14 protein-coding genes are annotated in these 12,346 nt (G+C 49.4%); 12 read left to right on the top strand and 2 right to left on the bottom strand.

Annotated elements, in window-relative coordinates; all coding sequences use genetic code 11:
- The 8 genes from gspG to J3B89_RS16320 are packed head-to-tail and all read left to right on the top strand — an operon-like array spanning window position 1 to window position 5,422.
- Window positions 1–456, top strand: coding sequence for a type II secretion system major pseudopilin GspG (gene gspG / locus J3B89_RS16355; protein ID WP_215398680.1), 456 nt, complete (start codon window positions 1–3; stop codon window positions 454–456).
- Entirely contained in the window at window positions 456–1,055 is a 600-nt protein-coding gene (gene gspH, locus J3B89_RS16350; RefSeq protein ID WP_215398679.1) for a type II secretion system minor pseudopilin GspH, read from the top strand. Before gspG ends, gspH begins: the two co-directional genes overlap by 1 nt.
- Window positions 1,052–1,420, top strand: coding sequence for a type II secretion system minor pseudopilin GspI (gene gspI / locus J3B89_RS16345; RefSeq protein WP_215398678.1), 369 nt, complete (start codon window positions 1,052–1,054; stop codon window positions 1,418–1,420). Before gspH ends, gspI begins: the two co-directional genes overlap by 4 nt.
- On the top strand, window positions 1,413–2,036 hold the full coding sequence (gspJ, locus tag J3B89_RS16340; RefSeq protein ID WP_215398677.1) for a type II secretion system minor pseudopilin GspJ: 624 nt from the start codon (window positions 1,413–1,415) through the stop codon (window positions 2,034–2,036). Before gspI ends, gspJ begins: the two co-directional genes overlap by 8 nt.
- A complete protein-coding gene (gspK, locus tag J3B89_RS16335) occupies window positions 2,033–3,019 on the top strand; it encodes a type II secretion system minor pseudopilin GspK (RefSeq protein WP_215398676.1) in 987 nt (328 codons plus the stop codon). Before gspJ ends, gspK begins: the two co-directional genes overlap by 4 nt.
- Window positions 3,016–4,203, top strand: a complete 1,188-nt coding sequence (gene gspL / locus J3B89_RS16330) for a type II secretion system protein GspL (RefSeq protein ID WP_215398675.1) — start codon at window positions 3,016–3,018, stop codon at window positions 4,201–4,203. Before gspK ends, gspL begins: the two co-directional genes overlap by 4 nt.
- Entirely contained in the window at window positions 4,200–4,670 is a 471-nt protein-coding gene (locus J3B89_RS16325) for a type II secretion system protein M (RefSeq protein WP_215398674.1), read from the top strand. Before gspL ends, J3B89_RS16325 begins: the two co-directional genes overlap by 4 nt.
- Before the next feature lie 8 nt (window positions 4,671–4,678).
- Complete coding sequence (locus J3B89_RS16320) at window positions 4,679–5,422, top strand: type II secretion system protein N (protein WP_215398673.1); 744 nt, start codon at window positions 4,679–4,681, stop codon at window positions 5,420–5,422.
- A gap of 17 nt (window positions 5,423–5,439) precedes the next feature.
- Here J3B89_RS16320 and yrfG read toward each other — a convergent pair whose 3' ends face one another.
- Window positions 5,440–6,111 (bottom strand): GMP/IMP nucleotidase, encoded by a 672-nt coding sequence (gene yrfG, locus J3B89_RS16315; protein ID WP_215398672.1) that lies wholly within the window; start codon window positions 6,109–6,111, stop codon window positions 5,440–5,442.
- 59 nt (window positions 6,112–6,170) lie between these two features.
- On the opposite strand from yrfG, the gene nudE reads away from it, so the two are divergent.
- The 4 genes from nudE to J3B89_RS16295 all read left to right on the top strand — a co-directional run bounded on the left by nudE (window position 6,171) and on the right by J3B89_RS16295 (window position 11,240).
- Window positions 6,171–6,770, top strand: a complete 600-nt coding sequence (gene nudE / locus J3B89_RS16310) for an ADP compounds hydrolase NudE (protein WP_215398671.1) — start codon at window positions 6,171–6,173, stop codon at window positions 6,768–6,770.
- Window positions 6,748–7,578, top strand: a complete 831-nt coding sequence (gene cysQ, locus J3B89_RS16305; protein WP_215398670.1) for a 3'(2'),5'-bisphosphate nucleotidase CysQ — start codon at window positions 6,748–6,750, stop codon at window positions 7,576–7,578. The genes nudE and cysQ overlap by 23 nt, the downstream gene beginning before the upstream one ends.
- Before the next feature lie 252 nt (window positions 7,579–7,830).
- Window positions 7,831–9,432 (top strand): phosphoenolpyruvate carboxykinase (ATP), encoded by a 1,602-nt coding sequence (pckA, locus tag J3B89_RS16300; RefSeq protein WP_215398669.1) that lies wholly within the window; start codon window positions 7,831–7,833, stop codon window positions 9,430–9,432.
- Window positions 9,433–9,620: 188 nt separating this feature from the next.
- On the top strand, window positions 9,621–11,240 hold the full coding sequence (locus J3B89_RS16295) for a methyl-accepting chemotaxis protein (protein ID WP_215398668.1): 1,620 nt from the start codon (window positions 9,621–9,623) through the stop codon (window positions 11,238–11,240).
- Window positions 11,241–11,300: 60 nt separating this feature from the next.
- On the opposite strand, the gene J3B89_RS16290 is transcribed toward J3B89_RS16295, so the two are convergent.
- Window positions 11,301–12,323, bottom strand: a complete 1,023-nt coding sequence (locus J3B89_RS16290; RefSeq protein ID WP_215398667.1) for a CNNM domain-containing protein — start codon at window positions 12,321–12,323, stop codon at window positions 11,301–11,303.
- Window positions 12,324–12,346: the final 23 nt, after the last annotated feature.

Genomic DNA, 12,346 nt, shown 5'->3' with positions numbered 1-12,346 from the left:
ATGTTAAGGCAACACAAATTCAGACAGCACAGCGGCTTTACGCTGTTAGAAGTAATGGTGGTTATTGTTATTCTGGGCATTATCGCCAGTATGGTAGTGCCGAACCTGATAGGTAACCAGGAAGCTGCTGCACGGCAAAAAGCGATAGTGGATATTCAGCAACTGGAAAGCGCGCTGGATATGTACCGGTTACGCAATGGCTTTTACCCCACTACAGAACAAGGCATGCAGGCACTGGTTACTGCACCAACTTCACAGCCGGTACCGCGTTCATTTCCGGACGGTGGCTTTATCCGCCGCTTACCGAAAGACCCATGGGATGAAGATTACATTCTGATAAGCCCGGGCCAGGTAGGCCGTATTGATATCTTAAGTAAAGGCCCGGATCGCACTGCCGGTACTGATGATGACATCGGTAACTGGAACCTGGATGCCAACGGGAATTCAAACAACTAATGCCCTCGCTGCCAGCTGTTCAGCGTTGTCGCTCTGGCTTTACCCTGGTTGAGGTGATGCTGGTGATGTTGCTGATTGGTTTGCTGGCTACCACAGTGGTAATGAATTTCAGTGGTGAATCACGCGAAGAACGGTTGGAAAAAGAAGCTGAGCGGTTTCAGCAGTTATTTCAGTTTGCCGCAGAAACCGCCATGTTAAAGCAGCAGGAATGGGGGCTGTATGTGCTACCAGATCGCTACGGCTTTTTATACTACAACAACAGTGAAGGTAAATGGGCAGAGGCCAATGAACCGGCCGGTTTACGGCAATATAAATTACCGCGTGATATTGCCTTAAAGTTGGAGCTGGAGGGTTTGCCCGGCGAGGAAACCAACTTGCTAAGCCAGCTGGACTGGCAACTGGATGACGACGACAGGCAAACCGGCGAAGACAGCAAAGTGCCGGTATTGCCACAGGTATTTGTGCTGTCGTCGGGCGAAATCAGCCCGTTTCAGCTGTTGCTGATCGAAAGCTCTGATCTGACACCACTGTACAGTGCAATATCGACCGACTTTGCCATACCGCTTACCCGCACGCCGGTATCTGCGGAGCTGCCATGAAGCGTAATGGCTTTACCCTGCTGGAATTGCTGGTTGCCATGGCCATTTTTGCCACTGCCGGTATGGCGATTATGCAGGCCAGTTCGGCCCACATTCGCAGTTTAAGCCAGTTAGATGAGTTAACCGTAGCCAGCTATATCGCCAATAATCAGATGCAACTGGCGATGTTGGAAACCGAGTGGCCGGGTAAAGAAAAAGATCAGGGCCAGGTAGAAATGGCTAACCGCAACTGGTTATGGCAGCAGCAACTGAGCAGAGTACCGGATGAAGATTTACGCCTGATACAGATTAGTGTCAGCCTGGCAGAATCACCGGATCAGGTGCTGTTTCAGTTACAAAGCTACAGGGGCAAACCCAGTGGTTAAGGCAAACAGCGGCTTTACCTTTATTGAGATGCTGCTGGCCGCTGCCATTTTCGCTTTGGTGGGGCTGGCGTCGGTAGCGGTACTAACCAGCGTAACGCAAAGTGATGAGTTATCGCAGCAGGCCAGCGAACGGTTGGTGCAATTGCAGCGCACTATGCTGATGCTGGAGCGTGACTTTATGCAAATCAGCGTACGCCATGTGCGTATTGATGGCGAAGCCGCACAAAAGTCCCGCTTGTTTGGCGAAAAGTTTTTACTGGAAAGCGAAGACCATGGTGTCAGCTTTGCCCGGCAGGGCTGGCGTAACCCTGGCATGATTTTGCCACGCAGTGAAATTCAAACCGTTGCTTACCGGCTGCAGGAAGGTACCTTACAACGCCTATTTACACTGTACCCGGACGCTGTAACCGGCACTCAGCCTAAAGTGCAGCTGCTGCAAAGCGGCTTATCCGGTTTTGAAGTGCACTATCTGCAGGGTGAAGAATGGCTGGAGCGCTGGCAGGATGCGAATTTCCCTGCTGCGGTGCGTATTACCCTGATAGATGAACACCTTGGCCGCTTAGAGCGTATATTTATGCTGCCCGACGCTGCAGTTGCCGCAGGAGCAATAGAATGAAGCCGCATAAGCAAGCCGGCGTAGCGCTGGTTGCGGTATTAATGATTATTGCCATCGTAGTAGTGATTGCGGTAAATATGACCGGCCGCCTGCAGCTGCAGCTACAGCGCCAGCAAAATATGCAGCAGCAACAGCAGGCATTTTGGTATGCAATGAGCGCCGAGCAGTTTGCCCGTGTACTGCTGGCGCGTGAGCTGGCCGGGCAGGAAACGGTAAACCTGTCGCAAAACTGGGCGTTGGCCGGTGCTACTTTTCCGGTAGAAAATGGCACCATAGCAGGCGATATTACCGATTTACGCAGCTGTTTTAACTTAAATGCGCTGCAAAATGTTACGCCGCAAAGAGGTGGCAGAATAGAGCAAAGCGCGGCACAAAAAGCCTTTCAGCGCTTACTGGAGCTAAAAGCGGCAGAGTTATCTATGCCGGCAGAGTACCTTACGGCGCGGCTGGGCGACTGGCTGGACGAAGACAGCCTGCTAAGCACGGCCGGCAGTGCCGAAGATGATGACTATGCCGCACTGCGGTTTCCGTATTACGCTGCTAACAGCCTGATGGCCAGCGTGTCAGAGTTGCGGGTAATACTGGATATAACACCGGCAGATTACCAGTTACTGGTGCCTTTTATTTGTGTGGTGCCGGAAGATAACCGCTTATTACTGAATGTAAATACACTGACCGAAAACACGGCGGTGTTGCTGGCAGCGCTGATCCCTGAACTGACAGAGCAGGCAGCGCTGGATATTATCGCTAACCGGCCGGAAGAAGGCTTTGCTACATTGGAAGAGCTGTTTGCCACCGCCGAACTCAGTGCGATTACCGTACCGGAAGAGGCGAAAAGTATGCTGGCACTTAAATCAGACAGTTTTCAGCTAACAGCGACAGCGGCCTATCTGGAAAGCGGCTTTGTATTAACGTCGGTACTTAAAATAAATGATAATAATCAGGTCAAAGTATTGGCCCGGCGATTTGGAGGCCAGGGGTGAGTGAACAGTTGGTGATCCGGCTAGGTAGCCGGGCAGAACAAAGCATCAGTTGGCTGGTGTGGGCCAGCCATAATCAGGAAGTGATCGCCAGCGGCGAACTTAGCGGTACTGAACAGCTGCCGGAACTGGCCGTGCGGCTGGGTACCAGACCGGTGGTGGCGCTGGTACCGGCGTCAGATGTAGTGCTAAAGCAGGTAAATCTGCCGGGTAAGCCTAACCGGCAATTGCTGCAGGCACTACCTTATATGCTTGAAGAAGATCAGGCCGAAGACATTGAACAGCTGTTTCTGGCGCTGGGTGACGTAACGCACCACGACGGCCAGTACAGCCAGCAAGTAGCGGTATGCCAGCACCAGCGGTTGCAGCAATGGCTGGACGCATTGCAAAGCGCCGGTTTTACCGTTAGCCGCATGGTGCCCGACGCTTTATTACTGCCCGAGCAGCAGCTACCCGCCTGCATTCAGCTACATGAGCAGTGGTTGCTAAAACACAGTAGCTGGCAGGTTGCCGCCATTGATGCTGCCTGGTGGGCAGATTACCTGCAACTGGCAGCTTTGCCAATGTTAACCAGTTACAGCCCCTGGCCAGCAGAGCTGATGCAGCCGCATCAACTGGCAGAGCCTGAATTACCGTTAGCCCTGCTGGCCAGCCAGCTAAGCCAGAATAGCTTTACGCTGCTGCAGGGTGAATACAAACCCAAGCGCCAGGTTAACCGGCACTTACAGCTATGGCGCAGTAGCGCTATTCTGGCCGGTGCTTGTTTAACCCTCTATATACTGCAACTGGGTTTAACTAACTGGCAGTTAGGGCGGCAAAGTGCGGCACTACAACAACAAAGCCTTAGTGTATACCAGCAGGCCTTTCCGAATGAGCGGGTGGTTAACCTTAACCTGCAAATGCAGCAAAAGCTTGCTGCTGTGGGAGGCAGTAATGAACAAAGCTTTCTGGCGTTACTGGACAGCCTGCAACAACAACTGGCAAAAGTGCCGGATATCAGCCTGGAAAACCTGCGTTTTGATGGCAAACGCGCCGAGTTGCGTTTTCAGGCGAAAGGCGAAGGTTTTCAGAGTTTTGAGCGTTTAAAAACAGCACTGGAACAGGCTGGTTTTATTGTTGAGCAAGGCGCGCTGAGTAACGACGGCGGCAAGGTGCAAGGCAGTGTCGCGATGCGGGGCAAAGTATGAAACAGCAGTTTTTAACCTGGTGGACAGGGTTACAACAACGCGAACAACGGCTGGTTGCCGGAGCTGCAGTAGTGGTGGTACTAGGTTTGTTTTACTGGATGTTATGGCAGCCGCTGCATCAGGCCCGTGAGGTACAGCAACAAAAAGTGCAAAGTGCCCAGCGCCAGCTTAACCAGCTACAGCAATTGCTACCGCAGTTAAAAGCGGCTTCGGTTACTACTGCACGCAGTGGTGGCAGCCTGGCACAAATTATCAGCAACAGTGCGCGCAGCAGTGGTATTAGTGTTAGCCGGATGCAACCACAAAACGAACAGCTAACACTGGTGCTGGAAGACGTTAGTTTTGAAAAACTATTAAGCTGGCTGCATGCGCTGCAGTATCAGCATGGTGTAAAACTGGTAAATTTAGACGTAGCCACTGCTGATTCACCCGGCATAGTGCGGGTGCGGCGTATGGTAGTGGAGTAAGCAAAGCTATGGCAAAAACCAAACTTATTGTTATTGGCGTAAGCTGCTATTTAGTGTTTACTTTGCTATTAACGCCTGCCAGCTGGTGGCTAAAACTGGCACCGCTGCCAGCCCAACTGCAGTTAGGTGCTGTGTCGGGCACTTTATGGCAGGGCGAAATAGCCGGTTTACGTTATCAGCAATTGCAGTTTGACAACCTGCAGTGGTCATTAAGCCCCTGGCGCTTATTTACCGGCAAGCTGCAGTTTGAACTGCAAAGCGGTAGTGCACAAAACCCGGCCCAACCTTATGTAAAAGCGACTGCCAGTTATGGTTTTGGCGGCGGCGCTTTGCAAAACAGCCTGCTAAAGCTGCCGGTAGCGCAGCTAGTGCCCATGTTACCCTTGCCATTGCCGGTAGACGCCAGCGGCGAGCTGGTGCTGGATGTGGCAGAATTTAGCCAGGGCCAGCCCTGGTGCAAGGCGTTAAACGGCCAGGCCAGTTGGCAGGATGCCCGCTTACAAACACCAACCGGCACCTGGCTTGACTTACAAAGCCTGTTTGGTGAATTAAGCTGTGCTGATGGCACTGTAGTGCTGACAACCGACGGTGCTAACCGCCTGGGGCTGGATATTAAAGCCGTAGTTAATGCTGAGCAGTTACTGGTAAACGGTACGCTAAAGCCCGAGGCTGATATGCCCGAAGAAGTGCATCAGGCGATGCAGTTCCTCGGTAAACCCGATGCACAGGGCCGTTATCGGATCAGTTTCTAAGCTTTGAGCTTATTGGTTTAACTGCGGTAGTTACGAATATCATCCAACAGTACGGTGTAGTCGGTAATGGCCGGGAATTCGGTAATTTGCCGGCTTAATTGCTGGCTGTCGGGGTTGGCTACGGCAAGTAAATGCTTAATACCAAAATTCTGTGCCGCTGTTAAAATTGGCAGGCTGTCGTCAACAAACAAGGTGCGCTGCGGGTTAAAACCAAGCCGTTGCTGTAGTTTTTGCCACAGCGCCCAGTTTTCTTTGGTAACACCAAATTCGTGAGTAGAGATCAGTGTGTCGATATAACTGGCCAGCTCAGTGCGCTCAATTTTAAGCGATAAACTATCCGGGTGGGCATTGGTTACCAGAGCTATCTGACGGCCACTTTGTTTTAACGCGGTAAGAAATTCCGGCACATCGGCACGCATAGCAATTTTATGCATGACTTCGCGCTTTAACTCGTTAATCGGCAGTTGCAGGCGCTTACCCCAGTAATCCAGACAATACCATTCCAGTTTACCGGTAAGCTCGGCGTACTCGGCTTTTAATTGTGCTTCTGCATTAGCAACAGTAATACCGCTAATCTCGGCCCAGCGCTTGGGCAAGTGCTGCAGCCAGAAGTAATTGTCAAAGTGCAGATCCAGCAAAGTACCGTCCATATCCAGCAGCACGGTATCAATTTCAGCCCAGTTCAGCATAGGTTTTTCCTGTTAATCGTTTTATAGTAGCAGCATTGGATTGTACCAGAGGTGACAGCATGGCGCAGCGGCAGGATGACAAACACAGCAACAAGCAAAAACCTGAAATTTTAAGTACAGATATTGTTGCGCAAAGCCGCTTATTTAAAATTGAACAACTGGAACTGATGTTCAGTAATGGCGAGCAGCGCACCTACGAGCGTATGCGTGGCAGTGGCCGGGGGGCGGTAATGATTATTGCCTGCCCTGATGCGGAACATTTTTATCTGATCCGTGAGTATTGTGCCGGCACCCATGATTACCAGCTGGGCTTTCCCAAAGGTTTGATTGATCCGGGTGAAGATATCATCACTGCCGCAAATCGTGAGCTAAAAGAAGAAATTGGTTTTGGTGCGCAGCGTTTTGTGCAGCTGAAATCGCTGGCCTTAGCCCCCGGCTATTTTAATGCTACAATGCATATAGTTCTGGCCTTTGATTTATATGCACAAAGCCTTGAAGGTGACGAGCCCGAGCCACTTGAGTTGGTGCCGTGGGCACGGAAAAACAGCGAAGCTCTGTTACAGCAGGCCGATTTTACTGAAGCCAGAAGTGTCGCCGCTCTGTTATTAGCGCAGCAATATTTGGAAGCAAACCCGGATGTTTTTAAGCAGACTGCTTGACCCTGTTAAATCTGCGGCCAGAGAAGCCGGCGCAGAGCTATGGCAGCTATATCAAAGTGGTGATTTTCAGCAACAGCAAAAAGCCGATTTAAGCCCGGTAACCTCAGCCGATCTGGCCGCCAACCGTATTATCATTAACCGCTTGTCTGAATTGACCCCCGATATCCCGATTATTTCAGAAGAATCCCATCTTATTCCGCTGGCACAGCGCCAGCACTGGCCACGTTACTGGCTGATTGACCCTATGGATGGCACGCAGGAGTTTGTCGCAAGAAGCGGTGATTTTGCTGTCAGCATTGCGCTGGTTGAACATGGCTGGCCAGCGCTTGGTGTTATTTACTGGCCCAAAGAAGATATTATGTATTACGCCAGCCGGGGAAATGGTGCTTTTAAACAACGACGCAACCTGATTAACCGGATGCGGGTTAACCAGCATCAGGCCGGGCAAACCCTGAAAATAGCTGTTAGCCGGCGCCAGCCGCTGCAACCTATAGTCGATTTACTGCAAAGCCAGCATGATGTTGAATATATTGCCCTGGGCAGCTGTTCGTTAAAAAGCTGCCTGGTGGCAGAAGGTAAAGCCGATTGTTATATGCGTCTGGGCCCTACCGGCGAGTGGGACACCGGTGCAGTACACGTTATTGTTGAAGAAGCAGGCGGTAAAATTCTCGACAGTGAATTTACCCCATTAAGCTACAATCAGCGTGATACTTTGGCAAACCCTGACTTTATGGTAATGGGGCAAGCCAGCATTCCGTGGCCCAAATTAATTAAATCCCGGCCTACCGAACGCAGCCTTACCGCTTGATGCTGAAAGCTTTCGGTGCGGGTTACGAAAGGCTGAAAAATAGTACGTTGTTAAAACAATCGAGTTGTCAAATCCAGAGCTGGCGCGGTTTTTAGCCAAATCAACGCATTTTCCGGCTATCTTTTATTCTGGCAAAACGCTATTATGTAGCTGGGTTTTTGCACAGAAAAACAGCATATTGTGACAAAAATACCGAAAATTAAGTCCGCCAGAGACTGCACCCTTACCTACAGTACCCTTAGGAGTTACATCATGTCCGATCTGGATCTGGGCCAATACGGCATCACAGATGTCACGGAAATCGTTTATAACCCTTCGTATGATCAGTTATTTGCGGAAGAAACCCGCAGTGATTTACAAGGCTATGAACAAGGCAAACTGACTACACTGGGCGCGGTTTCAGTTGATACCGGTATCTTTACCGGCCGCTCGCCAAAAGACAAATACATAGTGCGCGACGACACTACACGCGATACTGTGTGGTGGTCTGATCAAGGTAAAAACGACAACAAAGCCATTACACCGGCAGTATGGGCTGATCTGAAAGCACTGGTAACCACCCAGCTTTCTGGTAAGCGCTTGTTTGTTGTCGATACTTTCTGTGGCGCCAACGCCGATACCCGTTTAGCTGTGCGTTTTATTACCGAAGTGGCCTGGCAGGCGCATTTCGTTAAAAACATGTTTATCCGCCCTACGGATGCCGAGCTGAAAACTTACAAGCCAGATTTCATTGTTATGAACGGTGCCAAATGCACCAACCCCAATTGGCAGCAGCATGGCCTGAATTCAGAGAATTTTGTTGCTTTTAACCTGACTGAACGTATTCAGCTGATTGGCGGTACCTGGTATGGCGGTGAAATGAAAAAAGGTATGTTCTCTATGATGAACTACTTTTTACCGTTGCAGGGTATTGCCTCTATGCACTGCTCGGCTAATGTGGGCAAAGACGGCGATGTCGCAGTATTTTTTGGTTTATCCGGCACCGGTAAAACCACCTTGTCAACCGACCCCAAACGCCAGCTGATTGGCGATGACGAGCACGGCTGGGATGATGACGGCGTATTTAATTTTGAAGGTGGCTGCTACGCCAAAACCATTAACCTGTCGCAAGAAAATGAGCCGGATATCTACAACGCCATTCGCCGCGATGCGCTGCTGGAAAACGTAACCGTATTAGCTAACGGTGAAATTGACTTTAACGATGGCTCTAAAACTGAAAATACCCGGGTGTCTTACCCGATTTATCACATCGATAATATTGTTGCGCCGGTGTCTAAAGCAGGCCATGCGAAAAAAGTGATTTTTTTAACCGCAGATGCCTTTGGTGTATTACCACCGGTATCTAAGTTAACCAAAGAACAGGCCAAATACCATTTTCTGTCGGGCTTTACTGCCAAGCTGGCCGGTACTGAGCGCGGCATTACCGAGCCCACTCCCACTTTTTCCAGTTGCTTTGGCGCGGCGTTTTTAAGCCTGCATCCAACTAAATATGCTGAAGTATTAGGCAAGCGTATGGCGGCATCAGGCGCTGAAGCTTATCTGGTAAATACCGGCTGGAATGGCAGCGGTAAGCGTATTTCTATTAAAGCTACCCGAGCCATTATCGATGCCATTTTAGATGGCAGCATTGAAAACGCCGAGTTTGTGCAGCTGCCGTACTTTAATCTGGCAATGCCAACTGTGCTGCATGGGGTGGATGATGTATCTATTCTGGATCCGCGTAACACTTATGCTAACGCAGCTGAGTGGGAGTTGAAAGCTAAAGATTTAGCCAAACGTTTTGTCGATAACTTTGTTAAGTTTACTGATAATGACGAAGGCAAAGCTTTAGTGGCTGCAGGCCCGCAGCTGTAGTTTTTCATAAATTTCTATCAGGCCGCTTATGCGGCCTTTTTTTATACTTCCGCTTATGCTGTTGTCGCAAATATCCTGCTACTATGTGCAACAGTATTATCATTAGTAGTTTAGAATTAGATTTGCTAGGGTAACTAGTAAGTAAGCCCTATTTGCAGTGCATCATAATGTGGCAACAGAGGTAACCGATGTTAAGAACAATTTCGATCCAGAAACGGCTGCTGGTAGCTTTCGGTGCGCTGGCACTGTTGCTGGCGGCAACAGGCTTATTTAGTTTGCAAAGTTTGTCTGCTGTGCGTACGCAGGCTGATTTACTGGAAACCAATATAATGCCGTCTATCAATGCGGTAAATGATGTTAAAATCAATATCACCAGCGCCAGAGCATTAACACTGCGCTTATTGCTGACGTTAGATATTCAGCAGGAAGGCCCTACTATTCAGGCAATTACTGACTTAAGAGAGGCAGTAAATAAAGCCGAAAAGGATTATGCGGCATTTATATTTACACCGGAAGAGCGCAAGCTGTACAACGATTTTGGCAGTGTTAAACAGCAATACTACGAGTTACAACAACGATCTATAGAATTACTCTTAAAAGATGAAGTGGGTGCAGCAACTGATTTGCTGGATCAGATGAACCCATTAACGGACCAGATTAACAGTATTTTACAGCAACTCACCGATTTGAATCAAAAAGCAGCAAATGACGGCAGGGCTATGTCTATAGCAACCTATGATACTGCGGTATGGGCGGTTAGTGTGCTTATTGTTATAGCCGTTATAATTGCGCTGCTGATAGCCATTTTTATCTCCCGCAGTATTAATCAGCCGCTGGCGCGGGCGGTAGTATCTGCACAGTATATTGCTGAAGGTGATTTAACCCAGCACGTTGCGGTAGAAGGCAGTGACGAGCTTACGCAACTGGCTACAGCACTGGCGCAAATGCAGCAAAAGCTGCGTGATGCTATCAGCCATATTGCCAGTTCATCCAGCCAGTTGGCGTCAGCGGCAGAAGAGCTGAATGTGGTTACCGACGAATCTGCCAAAGCACTGCAATTACAAAACGATGAAGTACAACAAGCTGCAACCGCTATTACCGAGATGAGCTCAGCAGTTGATGAAGTAGCCGGCACAGCAATGAAAACCTCTGAAGCCTCATCGCAATCGGCTAATCTGGCTAAAGATGGCACGCAAAAAGTTGTACAAACCCGTAGCGTGATTGAAAAAATGAACGCCGATGTGCGTCAAAGCACCACCGTTATTAATACCCTGGCCGATAAAGTATCATCTATTAACCAGGTACTGGAAGTTATCCGCAATGTGGCTGACCAAACTAACCTGCTGGCGCTCAATGCTGCCATAGAAGCCGCCCGTGCCGGTGAGGCCGGCCGTGGTTTTGCTGTAGTAGCCGATGAAGTGCGCAGTTTGGCGCATCGTACGCAAACGTCAACCGGCGAAATTGAGCAGATGATTCAGCAAGTGCAGTCATCTGCCAAAGAAGCGGTAAATGCCATGCAACTGATTAGCGGTAATGCAGATAACGCACAGAATGTTGCCAAGGCTGCTGCTGATGCGCTGGAGTTGATAGCCGAAAATATTCTGGCTATCAGCGATCAGAATCATGTCATCGCCGGGGCTGCAGAAGAGCAGTCCAAAGTAGCGCGCGAAATAGACCGCAACATAGTAACCATTAGCGACTTAGCTGCCCAGACTGCAGCCGGTTCTAACCAGACAACGGCGAGCGCATCAGAGCTATCGCGCCTGGCAATTGAACTGAATACACTGGTAAGTAAGTTTAAGGTGTAGCATTTTTGCAGTAACAAAACAGGCCGCAATTGCGGCCTGTTTTATAGGAAAAAATGATAGCTAGTCTTCTGACAGGTTTTTCATTTTGTGTTCCCAGCGGCGTTTGGCAAAGCGTCGCATATTAGGGATATCGTCGGTTTCATCCATAATGGGCTGGCCGATAATAGTTTCAATCACATCTTCCATTGTTACCAGGCCCAGCCAGGTACCGTATTCGTCATAAACTAAACACATATGCTGGCGCTCGTGCATCAGTTGAGCCATCAACTGCTCGGCGCTCATTTTGTCTGATATCACTTTGACCGGTTTCATCAAATCGGCCACGGTTTTCTGGTCGGTAATGTCAAGCATATCGTAGCGAAAGGCGATACCCATTGGCGCTTCGTCTTTATCCAGTACCGGGTAGCGTGAGAATTGCCCTACCTTTACGCGTTCAGCAAATTTTTCCAGCGGCTCATCGGGACTGGCGGTTTCACACACGGTACGCGGTGTCATAATGTCGCGCACTTTAATATCGTGTAAATCAAGGATATTGGCGATAACGCGCTGCTCGTCTTCATCCAGCTTGTTTAGCTCACGGCCGAGAACTGTCAGGGCTTTAATTTCCTGGCGTAAGTCATGCTCGTGATGACCACCACCAAACAGCTTCATGATTTGATCTGATAGCCAGATAAATGGCTTTAACAGTGTAATCATGCCGTTAAGCATAAAAGGCAGTATCGGTGTCAGTTGCGGCCAGTAACGTGCGCCTATGGTTTTAGGCATAATTTCTGACAGCACCAGTATAAGAATAGTCATTATCGCAGAAGCAATACCCAGATAACCGTCACCAAATACTATCGTAACCTGGGCGCCTACACCGGTAGCACCTACCGTATGGGCTACCGTGTTTAGCGTTAAAATAGCTGCCAGCGGCTGGTCAATCTTATCTTTTAACACTTTGAGCTGTTCATACAGCTTAGGCCGGGTTAATTTTTGCTGGGCAATATAACTTGGGGTAATCGATAGTAAGGCTGCTTCGAGGATAGAACAGACAAAGGATACCGCTATTGACAGAACGACAAAAGCAATTAAAAGGCTCATACAGGTTGGTTACAACACTCCGT

Source organism: Rheinheimera oceanensis, from assembly GCF_018831085.1.
Lineage (GTDB): Bacteria > Pseudomonadota > Gammaproteobacteria > Enterobacterales > Alteromonadaceae > Alishewanella > Alishewanella oceanensis.
This window is presented reverse-complemented; position numbering and strand designations above follow the sequence as displayed.

Excerpts from the sequence above, each read along its gene's own strand:
- J3B89_RS16325 (WP_215398674.1), top strand. The coding sequence starts at position 4,200 with ATGAAACAGCAGTTTTTAACCTGGTGGACAGGGTTACAACAACGCGAA.
- gspI (WP_215398678.1), top strand. The coding sequence starts at position 1,052 with ATGAAGCGTAATGGCTTTACCCTGCTGGAATTGCTGGTTGCCATGGCC.
- J3B89_RS16320 (WP_215398673.1), top strand. The coding sequence starts at position 4,679 with ATGGCAAAAACCAAACTTATTGTTATTGGCGTAAGCTGCTATTTAGTG.
- J3B89_RS16295 (WP_215398668.1), top strand. The coding sequence starts at position 9,621 with ATGTTAAGAACAATTTCGATCCAGAAACGGCTGCTGGTAGCTTTCGGT.
- gspK (WP_215398676.1), top strand. The coding sequence starts at position 2,033 with ATGAAGCCGCATAAGCAAGCCGGCGTAGCGCTGGTTGCGGTATTAATG.
- nudE (WP_215398671.1), top strand. The coding sequence starts at position 6,171 with ATGGCGCAGCGGCAGGATGACAAACACAGCAACAAGCAAAAACCTGAA.
- J3B89_RS16290 (WP_215398667.1), bottom strand. The coding sequence starts at position 12,323 with ATGAGCCTTTTAATTGCTTTTGTCGTTCTGTCAATAGCGGTATCCTTT.
- pckA (WP_215398669.1), top strand. The coding sequence starts at position 7,831 with ATGTCCGATCTGGATCTGGGCCAATACGGCATCACAGATGTCACGGAA.
- yrfG (WP_215398672.1), bottom strand. The coding sequence starts at position 6,111 with ATGCTGAACTGGGCTGAAATTGATACCGTGCTGCTGGATATGGACGGT.
- gspG (WP_215398680.1), top strand. The coding sequence starts at position 1 with ATGTTAAGGCAACACAAATTCAGACAGCACAGCGGCTTTACGCTGTTA.
- cysQ (WP_215398670.1), top strand. The coding sequence starts at position 6,748 with ATGTTTTTAAGCAGACTGCTTGACCCTGTTAAATCTGCGGCCAGAGAA.
- gspH (WP_215398679.1), top strand. The coding sequence starts at position 456 with ATGCCCTCGCTGCCAGCTGTTCAGCGTTGTCGCTCTGGCTTTACCCTG.